The 24,926-nt window shown below is 64.8% G+C and carries 25 protein-coding genes; 6 read left to right on the plus strand and 19 right to left on the minus strand.

Annotated features, from left to right (window positions below; all coding sequences use genetic code 11):
- Positions 1-201 precede the first annotated feature (201 nt).
- Entirely contained in the window at positions 202-1,035 is an 834-nt protein-coding gene (locus Q8O29_RS08355) for an undecaprenyl-diphosphate phosphatase (protein ID WP_305561742.1), read from the plus strand.
- 26 nt (positions 1,036-1,061) lie between these two features.
- On the opposite strand, the gene Q8O29_RS08360 is transcribed toward Q8O29_RS08355, so the two are convergent.
- The 3 genes from Q8O29_RS08360 to mutS are packed head-to-tail and all read right to left on the minus strand — an operon-like array spanning position 1,062 to position 5,301.
- Complete coding sequence (locus Q8O29_RS08360; RefSeq protein WP_305561744.1) at positions 1,062-1,904, minus strand: alpha/beta fold hydrolase; 843 nt, start codon at positions 1,902-1,904, stop codon at positions 1,062-1,064.
- Complete coding sequence (locus Q8O29_RS08365) at positions 1,904-2,731, minus strand: proteasome-type protease (protein ID WP_305561746.1); 828 nt, start codon at positions 2,729-2,731, stop codon at positions 1,904-1,906. The genes Q8O29_RS08360 and Q8O29_RS08365 overlap by 1 nt, the downstream gene beginning before the upstream one ends.
- A 20-nt stretch (positions 2,732-2,751) precedes the next feature.
- On the minus strand, positions 2,752-5,301 hold the full coding sequence (gene mutS, locus Q8O29_RS08370; protein WP_305562012.1) for a DNA mismatch repair protein MutS: 2,550 nt from the start codon (positions 5,299-5,301) through the stop codon (positions 2,752-2,754).
- Between the two features lie 331 nt (positions 5,302-5,632).
- Here mutS and Q8O29_RS08375 point away from each other — a divergent pair, with 331 nt between their 5' ends.
- Genes Q8O29_RS08375 through Q8O29_RS08385 form a run of 3 tightly spaced genes read left to right on the plus strand, consistent with a single transcriptional unit; the run spans position 5,633 to position 8,659 of the window.
- Entirely contained in the window at positions 5,633-7,012 is a 1,380-nt protein-coding gene (locus tag Q8O29_RS08375) for an NAD(P)/FAD-dependent oxidoreductase (protein ID WP_305561748.1), read from the plus strand.
- A gap of 3 nt (positions 7,013-7,015) precedes the next feature.
- A complete protein-coding gene (locus tag Q8O29_RS08380) occupies positions 7,016-7,831 on the plus strand; it encodes a 1-acyl-sn-glycerol-3-phosphate acyltransferase (protein ID WP_305561750.1) in 816 nt (271 codons plus the stop codon).
- A gap of 36 nt (positions 7,832-7,867) precedes the next feature.
- Entirely contained in the window at positions 7,868-8,659 is a 792-nt protein-coding gene (locus Q8O29_RS08385) for a glycosyltransferase family 2 protein (RefSeq protein WP_371134185.1), read from the plus strand.
- Here the strand turns inward: Q8O29_RS08385 and fabG are convergent.
- The 14 genes from fabG to Q8O29_RS08455 all read right to left on the minus strand — a co-directional run bounded on the left by fabG (position 8,656) and on the right by Q8O29_RS08455 (position 21,600).
- On the minus strand, positions 8,656-9,387 hold the full coding sequence (gene fabG, locus Q8O29_RS08390; protein WP_305561754.1) for a 3-oxoacyl-ACP reductase FabG: 732 nt from the start codon (positions 9,385-9,387) through the stop codon (positions 8,656-8,658). The genes Q8O29_RS08385 and fabG overlap by 4 nt on opposite strands.
- Before the next feature lie 25 nt (positions 9,388-9,412).
- Positions 9,413-9,907 (minus strand): 3-hydroxylacyl-ACP dehydratase, encoded by a 495-nt coding sequence (locus Q8O29_RS08395; RefSeq protein WP_305561756.1) that lies wholly within the window; start codon positions 9,905-9,907, stop codon positions 9,413-9,415.
- Positions 9,904-10,728: a beta-ketoacyl synthase chain length factor gene (locus Q8O29_RS08400; RefSeq protein ID WP_305561758.1), complete on the minus strand. Its 825-nt coding sequence runs from the start codon at positions 10,726-10,728 to the stop codon at positions 9,904-9,906. The genes Q8O29_RS08395 and Q8O29_RS08400 overlap by 4 nt, the downstream gene beginning before the upstream one ends.
- Before the next feature lie 10 nt (positions 10,729-10,738).
- A complete protein-coding gene (locus tag Q8O29_RS08405) occupies positions 10,739-11,935 on the minus strand; it encodes a beta-ketoacyl-[acyl-carrier-protein] synthase family protein (RefSeq protein WP_305562014.1) in 1,197 nt (398 codons plus the stop codon).
- Between the two features lie 50 nt (positions 11,936-11,985).
- Positions 11,986-12,729, minus strand: coding sequence for a cyclopropane-fatty-acyl-phospholipid synthase family protein (locus tag Q8O29_RS08410; RefSeq protein WP_305561760.1), 744 nt, complete (start codon positions 12,727-12,729; stop codon positions 11,986-11,988).
- On the minus strand, positions 12,726-13,553 hold the full coding sequence (locus Q8O29_RS08415) for a polysaccharide deacetylase family protein (protein WP_305561762.1): 828 nt from the start codon (positions 13,551-13,553) through the stop codon (positions 12,726-12,728). Before Q8O29_RS08415 ends, Q8O29_RS08410 begins: the two co-directional genes overlap by 4 nt.
- Positions 13,550-16,030 carry an MMPL family transporter gene (locus Q8O29_RS08420; protein ID WP_305561764.1) on the minus strand — a complete coding sequence of 827 codons (2,481 nt, stop codon included), beginning with the start codon at positions 16,028-16,030 and terminating at the stop codon, positions 13,550-13,552. Before Q8O29_RS08420 ends, Q8O29_RS08415 begins: the two co-directional genes overlap by 4 nt.
- The gene (locus tag Q8O29_RS08425) at positions 16,027-16,653 is read right to left on the minus strand and encodes a LolA-related protein (RefSeq protein ID WP_305561766.1); all 627 of its coding nucleotides are present in this window, start codon (positions 16,651-16,653) and stop codon (positions 16,027-16,029) included. Before Q8O29_RS08425 ends, Q8O29_RS08420 begins: the two co-directional genes overlap by 4 nt.
- Positions 16,646-17,608, minus strand: a complete 963-nt coding sequence (locus Q8O29_RS08430; RefSeq protein ID WP_305561768.1) for an acyl-CoA synthetase — start codon at positions 17,606-17,608, stop codon at positions 16,646-16,648. Before Q8O29_RS08430 ends, Q8O29_RS08425 begins: the two co-directional genes overlap by 8 nt.
- Complete coding sequence (locus tag Q8O29_RS08435; RefSeq protein WP_305561770.1) at positions 17,605-17,916, minus strand: 3-hydroxyacyl-ACP dehydratase FabZ family protein; 312 nt, start codon at positions 17,914-17,916, stop codon at positions 17,605-17,607. Before Q8O29_RS08435 ends, Q8O29_RS08430 begins: the two co-directional genes overlap by 4 nt.
- Entirely contained in the window at positions 17,906-19,309 is a 1,404-nt protein-coding gene (locus tag Q8O29_RS08440; RefSeq protein ID WP_305561772.1) for an AMP-binding protein, read from the minus strand. Before Q8O29_RS08440 ends, Q8O29_RS08435 begins: the two co-directional genes overlap by 11 nt.
- 9 nt (positions 19,310-19,318) lie before the next feature.
- On the minus strand, positions 19,319-19,978 hold the full coding sequence (locus Q8O29_RS08445) for a hypothetical protein (RefSeq protein WP_305561773.1): 660 nt from the start codon (positions 19,976-19,978) through the stop codon (positions 19,319-19,321).
- 8 nt (positions 19,979-19,986) lie between these two features.
- Positions 19,987-20,298, minus strand: coding sequence for a phosphopantetheine-binding protein (locus Q8O29_RS08450; RefSeq protein ID WP_305561775.1), 312 nt, complete (start codon positions 20,296-20,298; stop codon positions 19,987-19,989).
- A gap of 324 nt (positions 20,299-20,622) precedes the next feature.
- Positions 20,623-21,600 (minus strand): inositol monophosphatase family protein, encoded by a 978-nt coding sequence (locus Q8O29_RS08455; RefSeq protein ID WP_305561777.1) that lies wholly within the window; start codon positions 21,598-21,600, stop codon positions 20,623-20,625.
- Positions 21,601-21,701: 101 nt separating this feature from the next.
- Between Q8O29_RS08455 and Q8O29_RS08460 the strand changes: the two genes are divergently transcribed.
- Together Q8O29_RS08460 and cysE are read left to right on the plus strand one after the other, a co-directional pair.
- Positions 21,702-22,535 carry an RNA methyltransferase gene (locus tag Q8O29_RS08460; protein ID WP_305561779.1) on the plus strand — a complete coding sequence of 278 codons (834 nt, stop codon included), beginning with the start codon at positions 21,702-21,704 and terminating at the stop codon, positions 22,533-22,535.
- A gap of 9 nt (positions 22,536-22,544) precedes the next feature.
- Positions 22,545-23,321: a serine O-acetyltransferase gene (gene cysE / locus Q8O29_RS08465; RefSeq protein WP_305561781.1), complete on the plus strand. Its 777-nt coding sequence runs from the start codon at positions 22,545-22,547 to the stop codon at positions 23,319-23,321.
- Positions 23,322-23,328: 7 nt separating this feature from the next.
- Here cysE and Q8O29_RS08470 read toward each other — a convergent pair whose 3' ends face one another.
- Together Q8O29_RS08470 and Q8O29_RS08475 are read right to left on the minus strand one after the other, a co-directional pair.
- On the minus strand, positions 23,329-24,126 hold the full coding sequence (locus Q8O29_RS08470) for a zinc-dependent peptidase (protein ID WP_305561783.1): 798 nt from the start codon (positions 24,124-24,126) through the stop codon (positions 23,329-23,331).
- Positions 24,127-24,135: 9 nt separating this feature from the next.
- The gene (locus tag Q8O29_RS08475; protein WP_305561785.1) at positions 24,136-24,924 is read right to left on the minus strand and encodes a UDP-2,3-diacylglucosamine diphosphatase; all 789 of its coding nucleotides are present in this window, start codon (positions 24,922-24,924) and stop codon (positions 24,136-24,138) included.
- Positions 24,925-24,926: the final 2 nt, after the last annotated feature.

Raw genomic sequence — 24,926 nt, forward strand, 5'->3', positions numbered from 1 at the left:
CGGCTGCAAAGCGGCCGCGCCGGTCCATTTTTCACCGGCTTTTTGCCCCATAGCTACGGCTATGAGGCTGCAAACCCGGCAAAAACTGTCCTCGCCGGGGCCACTTTTCGCTTCGACGCCTTCTGCCGCCCAGACTCCTAGAGGGGCTGCTGGCGGCTGTGGGCCAGCAGCGATAATCACGCCTTATCTTTTGGAGCGTGCGTGGACATCACATTGCTGATCAAGGCGGCCATCATGGGCATCGTCGAGGGCCTGACCGAGTTTTTGCCGATTTCTTCCACCGGCCACCTGATCCTGGCCGGCGCGCTGCTCGGTTTTGACGACGCCAAGGCCAAGGTCTTCGACATCGCGATCCAGACCGGCGCCATTTTTGCCGTGATCCTGGTCTACTGGCAGAAAATCCGCGACACGCTGGTGGCCTTGCCCACCGAAAAACAGGCGCAGCAGTTCGCGCTCAACGTCTTCGTGGCTTTTGTGCCGGCGGTACTGCTTGGCCTGCTGTTCGGAAAAGCCATCAAGGCCAACCTGTTCACGCCGGTGGTGGTGGCGACCACCTTCATCATCGGCGGCTTCATCATTTTGTGGGCCGAGCGTCGTCAGCAGAACAACCCGGCAGCGGCGCGTATTCAGGAAGTAGAAGCCATGACGCTGATGGATGCGCTCAAGGTCGGCCTGGTGCAGTGCCTGGCCATGATTCCCGGCACCAGCCGCAGCGGCGCCACCATCATTGGCGGCATGCTGCTGGGCCTGTCGCGCAAGGCAGCGACTGATTTTTCGTTTTACCTGGCGATCCCCACGCTGATAGGCGCGGGGGTCTACAGCCTGTACAAAGACCGCGCGCTGCTGTCGCTGGCCGACGTTCCGATGTTTGCCGTCGGACTGCTGTTTTCCTTCATCAGCGCCTGGCTCTGCATACGCTGGCTGCTGCGCTACATCGCGACGCACAGCTTTGTGCCCTTTGCCTGGTACCGCATCGTGTTCGGCATCGTGGTGCTGGTCACGGCGCAGATGGGTTGGGTACGCTGGGCGGGCTGAAGCCTGCGCCTTCACTAACGCCTGACTTACGCCATCAAATTGCGCAGCGAGGCCTCGATGGCGGCCGCCGTGGCCAGCGGTTTTTCCATGGGGAACAGGTGGCTGCCGTCCAGCATCATGATGCGGCCTTTGGTGACCTTTTCAGTCATCGCCATGCCGACCTGCTTCATCTCGGCCGACTGGCGCCCGCCGATGAAGGCCACCGGGCATTTGAGTGGGTGCCGCTTGAGGATGCCTTCGAGGTTGTGCGGCAAGGTGTTGTAGATGGCGGTTTCCACATCGCGGTCAAAACTGAGCATGCGCTGGTTGTCGCCTTCACCCTGCGCGTCGTGCGTGCCGTGTTCGATGTAGTCGAGCAGCACCTGTTCGTCCCACTGCGCAAACGCCTTCTTGCTGCGAAAGTGCGCCAGCACCTCGGCCTGACCCAGCCACTGGTGTTTGCGCTTGCGGCTGATGGCGCCGGGTGAGATCGAGCCCACGAGCTGCGCGCGCTTGGCGACGCTGAGCGCTGCGGCGCGCCAGCCGCCCAGAATCGGCGAGTCGATCAGCAACACCCCGCGCACCGGCTGGCCGCCGAGTTCGGGGTTGCGCGCTGCGCACATCAGGCTCAAAAAACCGCCCAGCGAGTGACCGACCAGGAACACCGGCTGGCCGGTTTTTTCCACCGCATCAGCGCTGAAGTCGGCCAGTTGCTGCACCAGGTGCGGCCAGTTGCTGGTGACTGGGTAGCGCGGGTCGTGACCGAATTTTTCAATCGCCCGCACCTGGAAGCCGCGCGCCTTCAGGCTCTGGAACAAGACGCCGTAGGTGCTTGCAGGAAAGCTGTTGCCGTGGGAGAAAACGATGATGGGTTTGGCGGAAGACGGCACTAAATCAGCTTTTCTTCAGGCGAGGTGATCTTCTTGAGCGGCTGGTTGCGCGTCAGCGGCGTCAGCAGCGGCACCTGGGTTTCGCCGCCGGTCCACATCGGGTCCTCGATGCTGTCGAAAACCTCGCGCAATTTTTTGCCCCAGTTGTTGTGCAGCATGCGGAAGTAGGGGTTTTCGTGGTCGATACACACCACCTTGTCGGTCTGCAGCGAATTGGCTTCATAGACCACCATGTCCAGCGGCAGGCCGACCGACAGGTTGGACTTGAGCGTCGAGTCCATGGACACCAGCGCGCACTTGGCGGCTTCGTCCAGAGGGGTCTCGGGTGTGATCACGCGGTCCAGCACCGGCTTGCCGTACTTGGACTCGCCGACCTGGAAGTAGGGCGTTTCGGGCGTGGCTTCAATGAAGTTGCCGGCCGAATAGACCTGGAACAAACGCATGCCTTCGCCGCGTATCTGGCCGCCGAAAATCAGTGAGACATTGAACTCGACACCGGCGTGTTTGAGGTCGTCAGCATCGCGCTCGTGCACGCGGCGGATCGCTGCGCCCAGCACACGCGCCGCGTCGAACATGCTTTTGGCGTTCCAGATCGTGATTGGCAGGCCGCCATCTGGATCCTTGAGCTGCTCGACTTGCAAAATCTCGCGCACCGACTGCGAGATCGACAAATTGCCGGCTGACAGCAGCACCATGAAGCGGTCTTCCGGCTTTTCATAAATGATCATCTTGCGGAAGGTGCTGATCTGGTCCAGCCCGGCGTTGGTGCGGGAGTCCGAGAGAAACACCAGTCCGGCGTTCAGTTTGATGGCGACGCAATAAGTCATGGAGAACAATAATCTGTAGATCAGCTTGCAGCAAGCTTTTTGAGTTGGTAAAGGGCGTCCAGTGCTTCACGCGGACTCAGCAGGTCGGGGTTAATGCCGCCCAGCGCTTTCTCGACGCGGCTGACTTCGGGCGCGGCTTGCTCGGGCGGCGGGGCAAACAGGTCGACCTGGGCGCGTGTCGCATCCTGCTGGGTCTCCAGCGCGGCCAGTGCATGGCGCGCATGGTTGACGACGCCGGCCGGCACCCCGGCGAGTTTGGCCACGGCGATGCCGTAACTCTTGCTGGCCGGGCCGGGCTCAATATGGTGCAAAAAAACGATGTCGGCGCCGGACTCGACCGCGCTGACGTGCACGTTGACAGCGGCATGGTGGCGCGCCGGAAATTCGGTGAGCTCGAAGTAATGCGTGGCAAACAGCGTGAAGGCCTGGGTCTTGTTGTGCAGGTGGGCAGCGATGCCGCCGGCCAGCGCCAGGCCGTCGAAGGTCGAAGTGCCGCGGCCGATTTCGTCCATCAACACCAGCGAGTGCGGTGTGGCAGCGTGCAGAATCTGCGCGGCTTCCAGCATTTCGAGCATGAAGGTGGACTGGGCGTTGGCCACATCGTCGGCAGCGCCTATGCGGGTCAGGATGGCGTCGATGGGGCCGAGCCGGCAACTCGCGGCTGGCACATACGAGCCCATGCCCGCCAGCAACACGATCAGCGCCACCTGGCGCATATAGGTCGATTTGCCGCCCATGTTGGGGCCGGTGATGATCTGCATGCGGGTCTTGCTGCCCATGTCACAGTCGTTGGCGATGAAGGCGCCACCGCCGGTTTCACCGAGCCGGGCCTCGACCACCGGATGCCGGCCGCCACGGATGGCTATGCAGGGCTCCTTCACAAACACCGGCGCTGCCCAGTTCAAAGTCAGTGAACGCTCGGCCAGCGCGCACAGCGCGTCCAGGTTGGCCAGCGCGCGCGCCAGCCGGCTCAGCGCCGGCACAAAGCGCTGGAGTTCGTCGAGCAGTTGTTCGTACAGCCATTTTTCGCGCGCTAATGCGCGTTCCTGCGCTGACAGGGCCTTGTCTTCAAAGGCCTTGAGTTCGGGCGTGATGTAACGCTCGGCGTTTTTCAGGGTCTGGCGGCGCCGGTAGTCGTCGGGTACCTTGCTGGCCTGGCCCTGCGTGACCTCGATGTAAAAGCCATGCACCTTGTTGAACTGCACACGCAGGTTGGTGATGCCGGTACGGGCGCGTTCGCGGCCTTCAAGGTCGAGCAAAAAATCGTCGCAGTGGGTCTGGATGCTGCGCAGCTCGTCGAGGTCGGCGTCGCAGCCGTGGTTGATCACGCCGCCGTCGCGAATCAGCGCGGCGGGCTCCTCCAGCACGTATTTGCCCAACAACGCCTCGCAGTCGGGTGGTGCCTGCAGGTCTTCGAAAATAGTGGTCAAAAGTGCATCCAGCCCTTGCTGGACGGGGGTTAGCTGCTCTGTTTTTTGTAGCGTCTGGCGCAGCGCCACGAGTTCACGCGGGCGTACCTGGCGCAGGGCGATGCGCGCGGTGATGCGTTCGACGTCGCTGCTGCCGCGCAATCCAGCGCGCAGTTTGTGGTGCAGGCCACCGCGCAGTGCCGTGATGGCGTCCTGCCGCGCCTGCGCCTGGCTGCGGTCACGGCGCGGACTCAGCAGCCAGCTTTTGAGGGCGCGGCTGCCCATGCCGGTGATGCAGGTGTCGAGCAGTGAAAACAGCGTGGGTGAGTCTTCGCCGCGCAAGGTTTGTATCAGTTCGAGGTTGCGGCGCGTGGTTTGCGGCAGCTCGATCAGCTCGCCCGAGCGCACGACCTGCAAGCTGTGCACATGCGGCAAGGTGCGGCCCTGCGTGTGTTCCGCATACCCGAGCAGGGCCGAGGCCGCTGCGTGGGCGTCTGGCAAAGCGTCGGCGTTCCATGAGGCGAGCGAAGCGACCTGCAACTGCGCCAGCAGACGACGCGCACCGAGGGCGGCATCAAACTGCCAGGCCGGCCGCGCACTGACGGCGCAGCGCTGGGTTTTCAGGCGCTGCTCGAAGATCGGCGTGACCTCGACGTTGTACAACAGCTCGCTGGGCGCGATGCGCGCCACCCAGGCTTCAAGCTCGTCGGCCGGGCAGTGCGCCAGGTGAATCACACCCTGGGTCACGCTGAGCCAGGCCAGGCCGCAGCTGTTGCGCAGGCCCTGATGCACTGCCAGCAGGATGGCTTCGCTTTTGTCGCTGAGCAGCTCGGTGTCGGTCAGCGTGCCAGGCGTGACGACGCGCACCACCTTGCGTTCGACCGGCCCCTTGGCCGTGGCGACATCGCCGACCTGCTCACAAATCGCCACCGATTCACCGAGCTTGATCAGTTTGGCCAGGTAGCCTTCCAGCGAATGGAAGGGCACACCGGCCATCACCACCGGCTCGCCGGCCGACTGGCCGCGCCGGGTCAGCGTGATGTCGAGCAGGCGCGCTGCTTTTTCGGCATCGGCATAAAACAGCTCATAGAAGTCGCCCATGCGGTACAGCAGCAGCGTGTTCGGGTAGTCGGCCTTCAACCCCAGGTACTGGACCATCATGGGCGTGTGTTTTCCGCCCGCAGCGGGGGCGGTGTCGGCAATCTCCGCAGGCGCGTCGGAAGGGGAAAGATTCACGGAAGGTTCAGGCGTGGGTTCAGGCTGGGACGGAGGGGCCGGCAAGGCGGCGCGGCGGCAGCGCGACCAGTGAAAATAATAGCACTTGCGCTGAAGCGGATGCTCCGCTTGCGCCCCAGAGCCGGGGTTTACAGGCGAGACGGGGCTGTGTAAAGCGACATTTCACTACAAATATTTGCCCTCGGTGGCGCTTAAACTCATTGGAGGCTACCGCACACAGGCGCGATAGCTGCCGTTTTCAACCAAGGACCTGTCCATGCCCGAGCCCCACTCGCCGACTTCCTCCAGCAGCGTAGCGCATGCCGAATGTGATGTGCTGGTCATAGGCGGCGGGCCCGCTGGCGCGACGGCAGGTGCCCTGCTGGCTCAATGCGGCCACAAGGTGGTGCTGCTTGAAAAAGAGCATCATCCGCGTTTTCACATCGGCGAGTCGCTGCTTCCGGCCAATTTGCCCTTGCTTGAAAAACTCGGTGTCGCCGACGCCGTCAAAGCCATTGGCATGGAAAAGTGGGGCGCCGAATTTGTCTCGCCCTGGCATGCGGTCAAAAGCCAGACCTTTGAATTTGCCGACGCCTGGGACAAGTCCATGCCCTTTTCCTACCAGGTGAGGCGTTCCGAGTTCGATGAAATTTTGATCCGCAATGCGGCCCGGCTCGGTGCCGAGGTGATTGAAGGTTGCCGCGTCAAGGGCGTGGATTTTTCGCCTGACGGAAGCGGCACCACGGTGCTGGCGCAGCACGAGGACGGCCGCACCGCAAACTGGCGCACGCGCTTTGTGGTTGATGCCTCGGGGCGCGACACCGTACTGGGCAAGCAATTCGACATGAAGCGCCGCAATCCCAGACACAACAGCTCGGCGCTGTACGGCCACTTCACTGGCGCGACGCGGCACCCCGGCCAGGCCGAGGGCAACATCACGATTTTCTGGTTCGACCACGGCTGGTTTTGGTTGATCCCGCTGGCCGACGGCTTCACCAGCATAGGCGCGGTGGTCTGGCCGCATTACCTCAAGAGCCGTACCAGGCCGGTGAAGGATTTTTTCCTCGACACCATCGCCATGTGCCCGGCGCTCGCCGAACGACTGTCCGGTGCAACGCTGGCGTCGGACGTGGAAGCCACCGGTAATTTTTCCTACGCCTGCGAGCGAACGCATGGCCCCGGCTACGTGATGATTGGCGACGCCTTCACCTTCATCGACCCGGTGTTTTCATCGGGCGTGATGCTGGCCATGCAGGGCGGCTTTGTCGGCGCCGAGACGGTGGACATTTGTCTGCGCCAGCCGGCCAAAGCCGCTGAAGCGCTGGCCCACTTCGACCGCCAGGTGCGCAAGGGTCCCAAGGAGTTTTCGTGGTTTATCTACCGCGTGACCAACCCGACCATGCGCGACCTGTTCATGGCGCCCAGCAATGTCTGGCGCGTCAAGGAAGCCCTGCTGTCCATGCTGGCAGGTGATATTTTCGGCAAGACACCGATTTGGCGATCACTGGCCGCGCTCAAGGGGATTTTCTACGTCGCCTCGGCGCTGAACTTCAAGCGCTCCTGGCACGCGATGCGCTTGCGCAAGGCCAATATCCGTGTCGTGGATGCCGTGGATGGCGCCGGGCCACCAGCGCACGGGGCGCCTGCCACGCGCTGACTTATGGACTACAAACCGCAAATTCTGCTCGATGAACCGTTGAAGATGCACGTCGGGCGTACCCGCCTGCACGAGAGCCTTCGCATGTACCTGGGCTACCTCGTGCTCGGCCTGATCTGCCTGAGCGTCACGCTGCTGGCTTTTCCGCTGCGTGCGCTGCTGCCACGTGTGCTGAGCAAGCGCCTGGGCCGCAAATTGGTCACGCTCACCACGCGGACTTACTTGCAGTTTCTGGCGCGCATGGGCGCTTGCCGCTTTGATCTTTCAGCACTGGATGCGCTCCAGGACGGCCCGGCCATGGTGATCGCGCCCAACCACCCCTGCCTGCTTGACGCGGTGATGATTCTCTCGTGCCTGCCCGATGCGGCCTGCATCATGAAGGCGGAACTGGTCAACAGCGTTTTTTTCGGTGCGGGCGCCCGGCTGGCGGGCTATATCCGCAACACGCCGCTTCGCACCATGGTGCAGCTCGGCGTCGACGACTTGGCCAACGGCAGTCACTTGTTGTTGTTTCCCGAGGGCACGCGCACCACGCGCTTTCCGGTGGGCGCGATGCAGGGCACGACCGGCCTGATCGCGAAAAAGGCCGGTGTGCCGGTGCAGACGGTGTTCATCGAAACCGACTCTGCTTTTCTCGGCAAAGGCTGGTCCTTGCTGTGGACACCCAAAATGCCGATCACTTACCGTGTGCGGCTCGGCAAGCGCTTCGACCCGCCGCGGGACACGGCACAATTCGTCTGCGAACTCGAACACTACTTCCAGTCCGAACTCGCGCACGCGCAGTTGCCGGATTTTCCTGTCAAGGCGCCGCCGGCCTGAGCTGCCGTTCCCTGACTTTCACCGCCCCCCCCGTTGATGCCGATGACCGCCTCTTCACCCTGTCCCCCATCCCGCAGCGCCTCGCTTTCCCATCTCGTCCTGATTCCCAGCTACAACCCCGGCCCCAAGGTGTATGAGACCGTGCGCTCTGCGCGCGCGCAGTGGACGCCTGTGTGGGTGGTGGTCGATGGCAGCACCGATGACAGTGCCGCCGGTCTGCGGGCCCTGGCCGCGCAGGACCCAGGTCTGCATGTGATCGTGCTGCCGCGCAACGTCGGCAAGGGCGCTGCAGTGTTGCACGGCATTGATCTGGCTTTTCGGCAAGGTTTCACGCATGTGTTGACGATGGATTCTGACGGCCAGCACCCGGCGCATTTGATTCCCCAGTTCATGGCGACATCCGCCGCCCAGCCTGCGGTGATGGTGCTCGGTGTGCCGGTGTTTGCGGCCGATGCGCCGCGCCTGCGCGTGAACGGCCGCAAGGTGTCCAACGGTTGGGCCAACCTGGAAACCCTGTGGGCTGGCATCGGCGACTCGCTGTTTGGTTTTCGCGTGTACCCGATTGAGCCGCTGCGGCGCGTGATGCACGGCCAGCGCTGGATGCGCCGTTTCGATTTTGACCCCGAGGCGGTGGTGCGCATGTGCTGGCTGGGCATCCAACCGGTCAACCTGCCGGCCACCGTCAAATACTTCCGCGCCGATGAAGGCGGTGTTTCGCATTTCAACTACCTGCGCGACAACCTGCTGCTGAGCTGGATGCACTCGCGCCTGTTCCTCGGCTTTGTGATGCGCTTGCCGCTGCTGCTGTGGCGGCGTGTCAAAGGCTAAATCATCCCGCCATTGATCGAGATGATTTGCCCGCTGATGTAGGCGGCTTTTTCTGATGCCAGAAAACCCACCAGGTCAGCAACTTCTTCAGCCTTGCCGGCGCGTTTCATGGGCACCATGGTGTTGATGAGTTCGGGGCTGAAACTGTCCTTGGTCATGGCGGTGTCTATGATGCCGGGCGCCACGGCGTTGACGGTGATGCCGCGGCTGGCGACTTCGAGCGCCAGCGATTTGGTGGCGGCATGCAGCGCGCCCTTGGCGGCCGAATAATTGACCTGTCCGCGGTTGCCGGCCACGGCGGCGACCGAGGTGATGGTGATGATGCGGCCCCAGCGCGTGCGGATCATGGGCAGGGTCAGCGGCTGGGTCACATGGAAAAAACCATTGAGCGACACATCGAGCACGCGCTGCCATTGGGCCAGTCGCATGCCCGGAAACACGGCGTCGTCGTGGATGCCGGCGTTGTTGATCAACACCTGGATAGCGCCGTCCTCCAGCAAGGCGGCTAGCGCCGTGGCCGTTGCTTGCGCATCGGTCACGTCAAAGGCCACCGCCTGGGCCAGCCCGCCGTGTGTCACGATGTCGGCCGCCACGCCCTGTGCTGTAGCCTGGTTGCCGTTAGCGTGGACGATGACGCTGTAACCGTCGGACGCGAGCCGCCGGCAGATGGCCGAACCGATGCCACCGCTGCCGCCGGTGACGAGTGCGCGTTTGGGGAGGGTGCTCATGGGTTTCTCCTTGGGGTAGCCCGGTTCAGCCGGGGGCGGCGGGCGGCAATGAAAGCGCGGAGGCATCGAGCACCACCACGGCACGCCCGCTGAGCAGCGCTGTGTCGCCGGCCGTCACCGCAAAGCTGTACAGCACGGTGTTGTCGTCGCCGGTGATACGTTCAGCGCTGACCTGCAGAGGCGCAGCGAAGGTGTCCAGGCGATCCACATGCAGGATCACGCTGCGGATGCTGGCCAGGTAACCGGCGCGAGGGACAGCGTCGGCATCAAAACCGTCTGCCGTGCTTTCGGCCATCAGCGTGCCGTGAACCGCCATGGCCTGCGCCGCGTATTCGACGCCGCAGGCGGCACCGAGTCGGCCCTGCGCCCGCAGCGGGTTGTCGGCGGCCTGGTGGCTGCTGGCCTGGCACTTGATGCGGTCGCCGTCCCAGTCCGTGACCGTCTCCAACAGGCCCATGGCGCCCTGGTGCGGGATGCGTCGGGCAATCTCGTCGTGGTTCAGTGTGCGGGGCGGGTTCATGGCGGCGCAACTTCCATCGCCAGTTGCATATCGTCCAGATAATCGAGTGCAACCGTCGCCGCTTGCGGGCTCGCGATGAGCCGCAGCAAAGGCAGGGCGCGCGCAGCCGGTATGGTCTGGCGCAGGAACTCCAGCGCGGGATCAACCATGCTGTCCGCCGCCGCGTCGGTCAGGCCATCGGCACCGGACAGCGTGATGCGGGCCAGACTGCGCGCGCTGCGCTGCGGGCTTAACACCAGTGCAACGCCCAGCGTGTCGGAGATCGGCCGTTTGCTGTGCAGGGGTTCGGGGTAATGGGTGTCGTAGGCCACCAGCAGCACCGGCGTGTCGTCGACCACGGCCTGGGTGATGGCTTCCAGCAGGCCGGCGGAAAAACTGCCATCGTGCGCGCAGAGCACCGACGAGGTCGGCGTGGCGCCGGTTGAAATGCTCCAGTAGCCCGATGCCGCGTTGTGCACCGAGTTGTGAAAACGCGTCGGTGAAATCAGCCGGTCGTTCGAGGCCAGTGCCGAGCAGATGTCGTGGCAGTTCACGCCATCACCCCCGGAAGACGTGAAGACCGAGGGCAGGCTTGACGCCTGCAGCCCGGCGGCGTTGACAGCCTCCTGGCCGACCGCCAGCGACGCCTTGATGACGGCGCCGGCGCGGCGGCGCTCTGCGGCCGGCAGCGACATGGGTGAGGGCAACACGGTGGCGGCAGACACATAGGCAGATTGGCCCAGCAGTTTGTCCCGGCCGTCTTCCCAGCTGGACAGGCCGGGGCCGACCAGACCGATGCCTTCCACAAACACCGTGAGAGCGGAAGTGTTGCTAGCGGTCATGTCGGGCTCCTCAGGGCGCGCGGCCGAGAACAAGGCTGCAATTGGTGCCGCCAAAACCAAAGGAGTTGCTGAGCACATGGTGCGGCGCTTCGTCGCGGTTGTGCAGCAGGTAGGCCACCGGCAACGCCGGGTCCACGGTTTGCGTCTGCACGCCGCCGGGCATGAAGCCCTGCTGCAGCGCCAGGGCGCTGATCACGGCCTCAAGACCACCAGCAGCGCCCAGGGTGTGGCCGGTCGCGCCCTTGGTCGAACTGCAGGGCAGGGCATGGTCGCCAAACACCGCAGCGACCGCCTTGCCTTCGACGGTGTCATTGGAGGGCGTGGCCGTGCCATGCAGATTGATGTAGTCGATCTGACCGGGCTGCAGTCCCGCGCTGTCCAGCGCCTGCCCCATGGCGCTGATGGCGCCCCGGCCTTCGGGGTGCGGCGCCGACATGTGGTGGGCGTCGCTCGACTCGCCGATGCCGCGCAGCAGGACCGCACCCGCGTCCAGACTGTCAGGCAGCTTTTCAAGCAGTACAAAAGCCGCGCCTTCACCGATGGAAATACCCTTGCGCTCCGCGTCAAAGGGCTGGCAGGGCTGGCGCGAGAGCAGGTCCAGCGAGTTGAAGCCGTACAGCGTGGTCAGGCACAGCGAATCCACGCCCCCGACGACCGCGGCATCAATCAGCCCGGCAGCCATCATGCGGCGCGCCGAGGCAAACACCTTGGCGCTGGAGGAGCAGGCCGACGACACCGTCATGGCCGGCCCTTCGAGGCCGAAGTAGCCGCGAACGAAAGCTGTGACTGAAAACGGATTGTGGCTGCCGGCGTAAACAAAAGAAGCCGGCAAGGCGCCGGTGACCGGATCACGCGCACGGTAGGCGAGTTCGGTTTCCAGAATACCGGAGGTGCTGGTCCCCAGAAACACACCAATGCGTCGTTTGCCGTAGCGGCCTGCAGCAGCCCGCACCGCTTGTTCAAAACCGTCCTGACGCAGCCCGAGCTGGGCCAGGCGGTTGTTGCGGCAGTTAAAGGCGCGCAGGTCGGGGCGCAGCACCTGCCCGTCAACATCCTTGACCTCGCCTATCCATGTGGCGAGGTCGGTCGAGTCAAAGTCGCAGGGCTTGAGGCCGCTGCGCTCTGCGCGCAACGCGGTCAATGTGGCCTCAAGTCCGGCGCCAATACAACTGGTGGCGGTGAAGTGCGACAGCAGCAGCGCCTGCATGACGCCAGTCGATGAAGGAGGAGCAAGGGTCATCAGGGGCCTCGGGATGATCATGAAACAGGGCGCAGGCGGGCCGCCAGCAGGACGTTGGCAAACGGCGTGCCCTGGCTCATGGACTGCGCGTCCACCACAAAGCCGAGCTGGTGCAGAGAGTCCTGCCAGGCGGCAAGCGGCCGACAATAGAGGGTGCCGAGGCGGTGCCCGCGCAAGGTGGTCACCACATGGTCCACCCAGTTGCTGATGGAAAAACGCAGGCCGCCTGCGGCATCACCGACACGCAGCAGCAACACGCCGCCCGGTGCCAGGCTGCGGCGCACACGCGCCAGCACCTCGTCCTGCGCGGCCAGCGGAACGTAGTGCAGCACATCGAGAATCACCACCGCATCGGCCTGGCCGAAGTCCGCGCTGCACATGTCGGCTTGTACAAAACTGGCGCGGCCTGCGCTGATCGCTGGCGCCAGCGCGCTGTCGGCCCGAGCCACGTCGTGCGCCATCAGCTCGACCCCGCGCAGGTGCGCTGGTTGCGGTGCGGGTGGCCAGCTCGCGGGCCAGGTTCCGTTGGCACTGGCAGCCTGCGCGGCGAGCAGCCACGCGCTCAGCAAGCCCTGACCGCAACCGATGTCGAGGATGCGCCCGCGCCCTGTGAGCAGTCCGGCAGCCAGCAGATGCGCAAAGACCGGGTCGCCACCGAGCTTGCCGCGTGCGAAAAACCAGGTATACAGTCCGACCGCCCGGTAGGGTGCCGCCGCCCTGGAGATCAGGTGTTTGACGAATGCGGTGGGGGTGGCCGTCATGTCAGGGCCTCACGAAGGGTGACGGGCCGCAGGCCGGCTTGCGCGATGGCTTGCAGCAGGGGTGGCAAGACCTCCAGAATCACCGGCACCCCGTTCGGCGTGAGGGCCGCATGGCGGTCGTGCAGCAGCAAAATGTCGCCCGCCTGCAGCGAGGTGCAGAGTTTGCGCAGCACGGTGGCGGGGTTGCCCACCCGCGTGTCATAGGCACGCCGCGTCCAGCTCGCCAGACGCAGGCCGCTGCGCTGCAGCGCCGGATCCAGAAAGGGGTTGCGCAAACCGGCCGGCGCGCGGAAAAATTGCGGGCGGTCTCCAGTGATGGCGGTCAGCGTGGTCTGGGCAGCCTCCAGCTCACGCCGGAAGCCGCCGGGACCGAGCAATGAAAAATTATGGCGGTGTTGCTGGCTGTGGTTTTCAATTCGGTGACCGCGCCGGACGATGTCGCGGCAAATTTCGGGATACAGCGCGGCTTGCTGGCCCACGCAGAAAAACGTGGCTTTGGCGCCATGGCGGTCCAGCAGTTCCAGCACGGCGGGTGTCACCACCGGGTCCGGCCCATCGTCAATGGTCAGCGCGATTTCTCCGCGCGCTGCGGCGGCCTCGGGCAGCCGGGTCCAGTTGGCGCCCAGCCAGTGGGTGCGCGGCAGCAGGCCGACTGTCGCCAGCAGCGCATGGTTGAGCACCAGTGCCGCCAGCGCCCACGGCCACCCGGCCGGGACGGCCAGGACGGCCAGTGCGGCGGCAGCGTGCACGCCCAGAGAAATCTTCACCAGGGCAGGCATGTCCCAGCGGCCGTTCACGGTGTTTGGAGTCAGCGGCGCGCTCATGGCTTGATGTCCCTGGCCGGTGCCGTCAATGTCGAGGGCTGCCGCGCCGCAAAAATGGCAGAAAACAGCAGCACCAGTACCGAACCGGGGCCGACCGTCAAACCGATGGCTTGAAACACCGGCACGCTGGAGATCGCCAGCACGCCGAAACCGGCCACTGTGGTGAGGTTGGCAAACAGCAGCGAGGCCAAAGTGCGCGGCGTGATGCCGGACGCCTCGCGGTCCTCACGCGCTGCCTTGTCTTGGGGGCCGGACCGGCGCGGGCCGCTGTTGAAAAACAGCGCGTAGTTGGAGCCCACCGCCACCACCAGCAGCAGGCCGATCAAATGAAGAAGGGTCAAACGGTGACCGGCCAGTGCCAGGCCGCCCAGCACCACGATGATGGCGGCTGCCGGCGGCGCCAGCACGCGCAGGGTTTGCACCGCCGAACGCAGGTTCAGCAGCAGCAGCAGCGCCACGGCGGCCAGGCCGGCCAAGGACAACACAATCGCCTCGCGCAGGTAGCCGCTGTACAGGCGGTCGGCCTCGCCCTTGAGGTCCACGAACAGGGCGCTGCCGGTGGCACGCTTGCCTGGCGCGTCAGCCAGTGCCTGCCTCACGGCGGCGGCATCAATGATGCCGTTGGCAGGCGCGTGCAGTGGTAGCAGCGCGCTCCAGCCGCCCGGCCGGCCGGGCGAGGCGCCGCGTTGCATCAGCATGCCATCGACGGCCACGGCCAGCGTGGTGCCGGTGAGGTCCGCCCGCTGCAGCGGTCGGCTCTGGCGGGCTGCCTCGGCATCGACCAGAAAAGGTGCCAGCCGATCGGCCTGGATGGGCAAGTCCTTCACGGCCTGGGCCAGGCTTTCCTTGAGTTGCGCCGCAGGGGGCAGGCTGGCCAGCCGGGCCTGTTGGGTCGCCATGCTGGGCAAAAACCGCGTCGGCGTGTCCACGCCGGTGATCACCTGCCGCTCGATCAGGCCCTGCAGTGCCTGCACGGTGCCCTCTGCAGCCTGCAGCACCTGTTCCTGGGTGGCTGCGCTGATGACCACCAGGTAACGCACGTCGGGCGCGCCGAGGTCGGCGCGCAAGGCGGTGTCCTGCATCTGGTCGGCCAGTGCGATCGGGCTCAGGCCCGACAGCTCATGGTTCCACAACTTGTCGCGGTGCATGGCCAGCGGCACACAGGCCAGCAGCATCAGTGCCAGCGCGGCCCATTTCAGGCGCGGTGCAAAACGCACCCAGACCGCCAGCCTTTCGCCCAGCGCGGAGACATCACGCACGCGAAAACCCGCAGGCAGCAGCAGCGGCATGACAAAACGTGTAACGGCCGCCGCCGTCAGCAGGCCGACGATGGAGTACAGGCCCAGTTGCGCCAGCCCCGGAAAGCCCGAAAACAGCAGCGAGGCGAACCCGGCGACCGAGGTCAATACCCCCAGGCGTATGGTCGGCCAGAAGCGCCGCACCCAGTCGGTTCTGGATGTTGCCGTGCGTTCTGATTGCACAAACAGGTAAATAGAATAGTCCACCGCCTCGCCGATCAGCGTGGTGCCAAAACCCAGGGTGATGCCATGCACTTCGCCGAAGCCGAGGCTGACGGCAACGATGCCGGCCACGGTGCCCGACACCACCGGCACCATGCCCAAAGCCAGCGTGGTCAGCGAGCGGTAGATCACGATCAGCAGTGTCAGCATCAGCACCAGGCTGATGACCGAGGTGCGGGTCACTTCGCGCTTGATGATTTCGCGCGCCTGCACCGCGAAGACACCGGGGCCGGTGACCACGAGCTGCAGTTTTGGGTCCGGGGTGCCGCCGGCCTGTTGCGCCTGTGCGAAGGCCGTGCGCACGGCGCCAATCGCCTCTTCCTGGGCATCGGTGTCCGAACCAGCCGCCTCGGTTTGCACCAGCAACAGGGCGCGCTGGCCATCGCGCGAGGCCCAGACGCCGCCGGCCACGTTGGGGCGGTTCGCGCCACTGCTGCCATCGCCCGAAAACTCTTCAAGCAACAAGGGGATCTCGCCGGTCGGATCGCGTGGCAACAGGGACTTGGTCAGCAAACCGGCCGGCGAGGCCAGCAGGTCCAGCGTTTCGCCAAGCGCAGCGCGCAGACCTTCGACGCTGAAGCGCGCCGGCGTGACGGCGGGGCTGAGCAGGTAGCGGTGCTCGAACAGAAAGGCCTGGTCGCGCTGCATGCCGCCAGACTCGCCGTTGCTGACGGTGGTGAAGCGTTTGTCGCCGCGTAACTGGCCGGCCATGGCGCCGGATGCGGCGGCGCGGCTGGCGGTATCGCCGCCTTCAACGGCGACCAGAATCAGGCGTGATACCAGCCCGTCGCGCAATTGGTCCACCAGCAGTTGTTGCTCCGGCGTGGGCGAGCGCGGCAAAAAGGCCGACATATCGGCGGTGAAGTGTGTGCGCGCCACCAGCACGCCGCACAGCAGCAGGGCCGTCAGCCAGATCCAGACCGGCAGCAAGCGCCCCTGCAAAAACCTTTTTGTCATGGCGCCAGCGGAGCGATGACCATGACCGAGCGGTCCTTGTCGGTCTGCTCAATCTCGATGGTTTTGACCTCGGCGCGGCTGCCGCCGATACGTATGCGCTGCACCACCTCCAGCATTTTGGTTTCGATGGGGCGCAGCGTCAGTGTCCAGCGCTCCTCGCTGCCTTCCAGGTCCAGGTTGTAAATGCGCCTGAGCGCGGCAACATCGCCGGCCAGCGTGCCGCGTATGCTTTCGGTGAAAGCCACCAGCTCCGGGTAGTCCTGCAGGCGCAAGGTCATGCGGCGTTTGCCGCGCTCCACCGTCAGCATGCCGCTTTCAATCAGCATGGACTCAGGCCTGGGTTTGAGCGTGCGTTTTTCGAGCCGATCCGGCGCGGTGTACAGCAGCTCGCCCGACGATTCCACCGGTTTGTCGAGCAGCGCAATATATTTTTTCTCGACAAAGCTGGCGCGGCCCGACTTGTTTTGCGCCAGGCCCTGCATCAATTGTGCGACGTCCCACGCGGCCAGGGCTGGGGTTCCGAACAGGCCCAACAGCAGGCCGGCGGCTGCCAGCCCGACGGAGAAACGGGATGAGAAGCGGGAAGAGAAAGAGGAGGAAAGCGGGCGCGCTGCGTCAAGCATGGGGAGGTACCGGGGTTGCGGCGGGCGTGCGCCTGGCGGGCTGCCAGAAGTCAAAAAAGTTGAACCAGTTGTAGGGTGCTGCGCGGCAATGAGTCTCCAGCAGCGCGGCGTAACGCGCCATCGCGGCTTGCACGGCGGCTTCACGCCCGCCTGCGGGGATGTTGGAGAAATCGGCCAGCGTTTCAAAGTGAATGTCGTAGCGATTGCCACCCCCGTAAAGCCCGACCATGAACAGCACCGGCCGCCGCAAAATCGCCGCCATGCGAAAAGGGCCGACCGGAAACTCGGCCGATTCGCCCAGAAACGGCACGGGCCGCGTGCTGTCGTGGTTCAGGCAGCGGTCGGCCAGCATGCCGACCACGCTGCCGCCTTCGATCAGTTCATGCACCTTGAGCATGGAGTCGGCATGGCCCAGCGCCACGATGTCCTGCTGCGCCGCCGGGTTGATGGCACTGAGCGCGGCGTTGATCTTGCGGGCATTTTCTTCAAACATCACCATCGCCACCCGCAGGCCGGGCCTGCGCCGCCCGATGGCGCGCAACACCTCGAAGCTGCCGACATGTGCGCCCATCAGGAACACGCCTTTTTGATCGGCAGTCAGCTCGGAGATCAGGTGTTCCTGGTGAATGCGGATGTCGAAGAGCTGGAATTTGTCGTTGATCAGGTAGACCCGGTCGTGAATGCACGATGCAAAACTCAGGAAGTGCCGAAAGACATGGCGCCAGCCGACCTGCGGGACATCCCCGACCCGGCGCAGGTAGTCACGCGAAGCGCGGCGCGCGGCGGCGTTGGCGAGTAAAAAGTAGGCGGCGATGCCGTAGAGCACGCAGCGGCCCGCGCGGCGGCCCAGGCGCAGGGAGATCCAGGTCATGACCCGCAGCATCAGCATGTTGCTGCGTTCCGGCCGCTGCCGCCAGGCGGCCTGGGCGGGGGAGGTGTTGCTGGCGTCGCTCATGGAGGACCAAAACCCAGGACACCGGTCGCCACCTGGCGGCCGCTGCCCGCGATGTCAAAACGGACCTGGCCCTTGCCGGTGTCGCGCCATGAAAGGGTCAGGCTCTCGTCCGGCGATACCGGGCTGAGAAATTTGGCCGAGCTGACCTGGCAGGTGGCGCTGCCGCTATCGGCCCCCTGACGAGCTTGCAGCACCGCGTGGATCGCTGCATCGAGCAGCAGCACGCCTGGCACGATGGGGCGGCCCGGGAAGTGGCCGGCAAACGCGGGGTGGCCGGCTGCAAAGCTCAGGCTGGTTTCACCCTGCATCCGGGCCACCTTTCGGACGCGCGGGCACCTGCTGCGCTTTGGCCAGAGCCAGCAGCGCTTCGCGCGGCAGCTTGCCGGTGCTGTTGCGTGGCAAGGCGTCGAGCAGCACCAGCGGGCGCGGCAAAAAGGTGGGGTCGATGCGTTTTTTCAGTGCCGCCTGCAGATCGGCCGGACTCATGCCCGGCGCCACCACAAAGGCCATCAGGCGCACCACCGCTTCATGGTCGCTGTCGTCAGGCATGAAAAATGCGCCGTCCCGCACGCCTTCGATGCTGAGCAACTGGTGGTTCAGGTAGTCCAGCGAGTTGCGCTTGCCGGCGATATTGATCAGGTCTTCCAGGCGCCCGTGCAGAAAAAACCGATGGTTGTCGATGGGTTCGAGCACATCGTTCATGGGCATGACTTGCTCGACGTGGCCGCCGCAGGCCCACATGCGCTCATCGTGCGGCGTCAGCGTGACCAATGGAAACAGCTCCCACTGGTCGGTTTGCGCACTGCGTCGCGACGCGATTTGTCCGGTTTCGGTGGAACCATAAATCTCGAACAGGGGCGCTGAAAAATGCGTTTCACAAGATTGGGCCAGCGCCAGTGGCATGGGTGCGGTCGCCGACAGCACCAGATCCAGCGCAGGCAGGCTCACCCCGGAGGACATCAGCACGCGCAAGTGCACCGGCGTGGTTACCAGAAGGCGCGGGCGCGGCATGGCCTGCAGGGCGCTGACGATGTCTGCCGGATAAAAAGGCTGGCCGGCGTGAAGCGCTGCACCGCTTTGCAGGGGCAGCAGCACGGTCGACTCAAAGCCGAACATGTGCTGCGGGGGCACCGTCCCCATGATGCTGTAAGGCCGTCCTTTTGTCAGCTCCAGACTCAGATCCACGCCCAGGCGCAGCGCTTCGGCCCGTGCGCTGTGCACCAGCGAACCCCAGGTTTTGCGGTGCGGCTGTGGCAGGCCGGTCGAGCCGGAGGTGAACACATCCGCCACGGGCTGGTTACCCGGTATCAGCGGTATCTCGCAGGCCTCGTCAAGGTCAACGTCGGCCGGTCCCTGGGCAAACGCGTCCTGGTAAACAAAGCCCGGCAGGTTGATCGCGTGCGGCGCGTCGGACAGGCAAAAAACATCGGGTGCCAGCACCTGCAGCTGGCCGATCATTTCCGGCGTATGGGTGGGCGGCAGCAGGCAAATCTTGCGCGTCAGCAAGGCGGCGCCCAGCCCGACGGTGAAGTGGTAGCGGTCGCTGCAGGCGTTGAGCATGTGGTCGCCTGCGGGCAGGGCTGCGGCCAGCCGCCGCACGTCGGCCAGAAACTGGCGCACACTGATGCTTTGACCATAGCGCCAGGCCACGATGTTGTCGCCATGTGCGTGGGAAACAAGAGCAAAGTGGGTGACAGCCATGGGCGGCGATCAGGGCGGAGGCGGCGCGGCGCGTGTGCCCGCATGCCGGTAGGCGCGTATCGCCTCTAGCGGCCCGGCACGGTCCGAGGGTGCGAGAAAGTACAGGCGCGCGCCGTACTCCGCCGCGAACATCAGGACGAGCAGTGGCAGGTTCAGCAAATTGGCCAGGACCGACCAGACCGCCACCGGTGCCAGCCAGAAGAGCAGCAGCGACAGTGTTGTCATGACGGCGAAATAAAGAGTCCAGGCCCAGGTGACCTGGCGCGTGTAACGCGCGAGCGCCGGCGACAGACTGCCGTGAACCACCGCCGCAAAACGCGACACCATGGGCACCTGCCCCGCACGCAGGCTGCGGGCGAAAGCCAGGCCCAACAATGCCTGCATACCGGCATGCTGCAGCAGAAAAACCCAGTTGAAATGCTGCACCAGCCAGTCGCTGGCCGCATAAAGGGCAGCGGCGCTTGCCATACACATCAGCAGCATCCACGGCCGCTGCGGTGAACGCCAGGCCAGCAGCACGGCCAGCGCCAGCAACGGGGCGATGGCAACGGCAGCGTCGAACAGGTCGGGGTGGGGGTTGGCGGCGGCGAAGTGGGCCAGCACCGAATAAGCGACACCGAGAGCGGCAATGGCTGCCCAGCGAGCGCCAAGCAGCAGTTTCGCCGTCAAGCCGGGTTTCACTTCGTTCTTTGCAGCGCGATGTGATTGCTCAGGCTGCGCAGCGACTGGAAGATGACAGAGTTGTCCTCGTGGTCGGCGCGCAACTGCAGGCCATAACGCTTGGAGACCACCAGCGCGATTTCCAGGATGTCGATCGAGTCGAGGCCCAGGCCGTCGCCATACAGGGGATCGTCAGGCTGGATGGCGGCGGCGGCTGTCTCGAGGTTGAGCGAAGACACCACCAGTTCGGCGACTTCGCGCATCAATGCCGAGTCGGCGGCTGGTAGAACAGATGTTGTTGAAGAGTCGGGCATCGTGGGCATGGACATGTTTGGAGGATTTTCGGGTGCTGCGCCATCGCTGCCGCCCCGGTTTCAGTGATGTTTTGATGGTAACTGACATTGTTTAGGCGCAGGCTTGCCGCTGTAGGCGCACAGCCCTGCAATGCGTCAGCCGCTAGCGAAACAAGATGTAAATTCGCCCCGCCATGCAGCGCGCGCTGGCAGGCGGCAGTGGCGCTACGTCAGGCCTGCCGCCATCCGCAGAAATTAGTATCAAACAGGGCTTCAGCCCATGCTAAGCGGGCGCACGCAGCTATGTTTTTAATAGCGGAAGCTGCGGGAGCAGGTGTTGCCAAGCCTCAGAGCGGCGCATCAGGCAGGTTCTGGGGCGGTGCCTGGCCTGGCGTCACCAGCCTGGATGCGTTTGGACTTGAGCGTGGCTTTCACGGGGGCAGCCGCAGCGGCCGCGCCGTCTTCCGCTTGCACACCAAAGGCTGCGTTGTCGAGCACCGCCTGCCGCACCGTGGCCTTGTCGCCGGCGCCAGCGAACTTGCTGTACTTGCCGAGGGTGCCGACCAGTTGGCCGTAAATGCGCGGGTTGCCGGCTACACATTCGCCGTGGTCGATGAAGTCGGACTCGCCGGTGAAGTTGCCGATCAGGCCGCCAGCCTCGGTCACCAGCAGCGAGCCGGCCGCCACGTCCCAGGGCTTGAGGTTGGCTTCGAAAAAGCCGTCGCTGTAGCCGGCCGCCACATAGGCCAGGTCCAGAGCGGCTGCGCCGGGGCGGCGCACGCCGGCGCACTGGCTCATGACTTCGCCAAGCATGTTGAGGTAGGTCTTGAGCTTGTCGCCGGGGCGGTAGGGAAAGCCGGTGGAGATCAGGCACTCCTGCAGGCGGGTGCGTTTGGCCACGCGGATGCGGCGGTCGTTCTGGTAGGCGCCTCGACCCTTGGTGGCGCAGAAGATGTCGTTGCGGGTCGGGTCATAGATCACCGCCTGCTCGACCTTGCCCTTGACGGCCAGCGCGATGCTGACGCAGTACACAGGAAAGCCGTGGATGAAGTTGGTGGTGCCGTCCAGCGGGTCGATGATCCACACGAAGTCGGAATCCTTGGCGCCGTGTTCGCTGCCCGATTCCTCGGCCAGGATGCCGTGGCCGGGGTAAGCGGTCAGCAGGGTTTCGATGATGGCGGCTTCGGCGGCCTGGTCGATCTCGGTGACGAAGTCGTTGGTCTGCTTGACCGAGACCCGGACCGATTCCACGTCAAGCGCGGCGCGATTGATGATGGCGCCGGCGGCGCGCGCAGCCTTGATGGCCACATTGAGCATGGGGTGGAGATTGCTGGACATATAGGACTAAGAAAGAGCACAAGGGCTGCGGCCCGGCAACCGGGGGCAGGCGACAATAACGCCATTTTACCGGCTCGCACGGGTCGTCTCCCCCTTTAGCCATGAAAACGCGATTTGTCCTGATCCACACCAGCCACGCCGGCAACGTAGGCGCCACCGCGCGGGCCATGAAAGTCATGGGTTTTGGCGACCTGGTGCTGGTGGCGCCGCGTTGGGCCAATGTGCTCAGGCGCGAGGAAACCATACAGCGCGCCAGCGGGGCGCTGGACGTGCTGAACCAGGCGCGCATCGTGGCCACACTGGACGAGGCGCTGGACGGCATGACGCACCTGTGCGCCACCGCCATGACGCCCCGCGACTTCGGCCCGCCGACACGCGCGCCGCGTGAGCACTTTGCAGCGTTGCTGGGCGCACCAGATTCGCTATTAAAAAAGGAGCTGCTTGCGCCCGCCGGTCATGGGCTAGAGGCCGATTTGGCTTCAAAACCAGAGGGTGTGGCCTTTTTGTTCGGTTCCGAGCGCTTCGGCATGCAAAACGAGGATGTTTACCGCTGCCACGTGGCGCTGAGCATCCCAACCGACCCGAACTTCGGCTCGCTCAACCTGGCAGCGGCGGTGCAGCTAATCGCCTACGACTGGCGCGAGGCGCTGGGTGGGTTTGCGGTGCAGCCAGCCACGCCCGAGCCGCAACTCGCCGATGCGGCCGCAGTGGCCGGCATGCTGGCGCATTGGGAGCAGTCACTGGCCGACATCGGCTTTCTGGACCCGGCCTCGCCGAAAAAACTGATGCCGCGCCTGAACCAGCTGTTCAACCGCGCCGGGCTGAGCCCGGAGGAGATCCACATCCTGCGCGGCGTGGCCAAGGCCATGCGGCAGAAAGCCGTGCAAGCTGCTGCCAAAAACACCGCGCCAGCAGACACGCCCGCCAGGCCATAAACTCGCAGCATGTTTTCCCGACTCCGCTCCGACATCCAGTGCATCCTCGACCGCGACCCTGCCGCGCGCAGCGCCTGGGAAGTGCTGACCTGCTACCCCGGCCTGCACGCCATCTTGCTGCACCGGCTGGCACATGCCTGCTGGACCAGCGGTCTCAAATGGCTGGGGCGTTTCATCTCGCACATTGCGCGCTGGCTGACCGGCATTGAAATCCATCCCGGCGCCGTCATCGGCGAGCGCGTGTTTTTCGACCATGCGATGGGTGTGGTGGTCGGTGAGACCGCCGAAATCGGCGACGGCTGCACGATTTACCAGGGCGTGACCCTGGGCGGCACTTCGCTCTACAAGGGCACCAAGCGCCACCCGACCTTGGGCAAAAACGTGGTGGTCAGCGCCGGCGCCAAGGTGCTGGGCGGCTTTGTGGTCGGCGACGGCGCCAAGATCGGCAGCAACGCCGTGGTGATCAAGCCGGTGCCGGCCGGCGCCACGGCGGTCGGCATTCCGGCGCGCATCATCCCGTCCAAAACCGGCGAAAGCGCCGACGTGACCACGGCGCAGGGCAAGTTCTCGGCTTACGGCATCACGCTGGAAGACGACCCGGTGTCGCAGGCCATGAAAGGTCTGATCGACAATGCCTCCTCGCAGGAGCACCAGATCGCGCTGCTCTGGCAGGCGATCGAAAAACTCTCAAGCAGCGGCCATACGCACCGCGACTGTGTGCCCGATGACGCGGCGCGGCAGGAGACCTTTGAGGCCGACAAGCTCAACCAGTTGATGGGGAAATAGCGCTTCCTTAGCTGCTCTGCGTTTTGGAGACGGCTTCAGGCCTTCGTAGAAAAAACTGGTCAAACAGCGCGGTCAGCGGCCCGAAGTCTTCGGTAAAACGCGGCCGGCTCACGAAATAGGCCTCTGAGGCCACAGCGAAGAACTCTGCCGGGGAAGTGGCGCCGTAGGGGTCCAGCCAGGTCGGCTCGCCGCCGAAGCGTTCGGCGATGGCGACCTTCTCGCGAAAACCGTCGTAGGCGGTTTGCATGGTGTCATGCCAGAGCGTGCGCGCGGCGCGCGAGGGCAGGGGTGGGCAGCCGTCGGCGGTGCCGTCGCGCATGTCGATTTTGTGGACGAACTCGTGAATCACCACGTTGTAACCCTTGCCGGCTGAGTGCCCGGCCTCGGCCACGTCCTGCCAGCTCAGCGCAACTGGCCCGCCTTCCATCGCTTCGCCGGCGAGCACCTCGCTGTAGCGGTGCACCACGCCGATGTCGTCGGTCTGTTCGCGGCGCGCCAGCATGTGGCCGGGATGCACCACGATGCCGACAAAGTCGTCGTACCAGGCCAGGCCCAACTGCAGCACCGGCAAACAGGCCTGCGCGGCAATCGCCACGGCGATGTTGTCGGTGATGACCATGCCCTGCGCGCCGTGGAACTCTTTGTGTGCCAGGAAGCGGCTGCTCAGCAGACGCAGGCGGCTTTGCTGCCCAGTGGGAAGCTGCGCCAGAAACGGGTAAAGCGTCAGCGTGGCTTGCCACAAGGCGTCGGGAATCTCGCGTTCGGGCGCCTTGCCTTTGAAAAGCCGCTGCAAGCAGTTCAGCATGGCAGGTGGTCAGGCCAGCGTGATGCGCTGAAGGCCAGCCGCGCTCAGGCGCAGGACTTCTGCGCGCGGCGCTTGCGCGGTTGCGTCCCAGTCGCTGAGCACCACGCGTTCCAGCCCTGGCCCGAGCGCGTGGACGGCCGGTTGGTGGGTGTGGCCGTGAATCAGTGTGGGCGCATTCGCGGCCTGTAGCCACAGGCGTGCGGCGTCGGCGTTCAGGTCGATGTACGGCTCACCCGACTGCCCGCGTTTTTCATGCTGCTCGCGGCTTTGTCGGCGCAGGCCGCGCGCGATGGCTTGCCGCTCGGGCAGCGGCTGGCCCAGAAAGGCCTGCTGCCAGTCGGCCCTGCGTACCTGCTTGCGAAAATGCATGTAGTCCACATCGTCCAGGCACAACGCGTCGCCGTGGCTCAGCAGCCAGCGACTGCCGGCAAAACCCAGCACGGTGGGGTCGGCCAGCAAGGTGCTGCGGCAGCGCGCCATCAGTTCGGGGCCAACCAGGAAGTCGCGGTTGCCATGCATGAAAAACAGCGCCAGGCGTTCGCCGGTGTTTTGCAGCACGTGTACACACGACGCGTCAAAGTCCGATGCCGCGTGGCCCGCAGCATCGTCGCCGACCCAGACGTCAAACAGGTCGCCGAGGATAAAGACCGCATCCGCCGGCGTGCTTTGCATGTAGGCCTGCCAGGCCGCGAAGTTGGCAGGCTCGCCGGACTTCAAATGGATATCGGAAATGAAATCGACCGTGCGCCAAGCCGCCGGAGCAACAAGCTCGGCGATCTGGGGCACGGTCGGGGTCATAG

This window comes from Polaromonas sp. (assembly GCF_030689685.1).
In the GTDB taxonomy this organism is placed as follows: domain Bacteria; phylum Pseudomonadota; class Gammaproteobacteria; order Burkholderiales; family Burkholderiaceae_C; genus Polaromonas.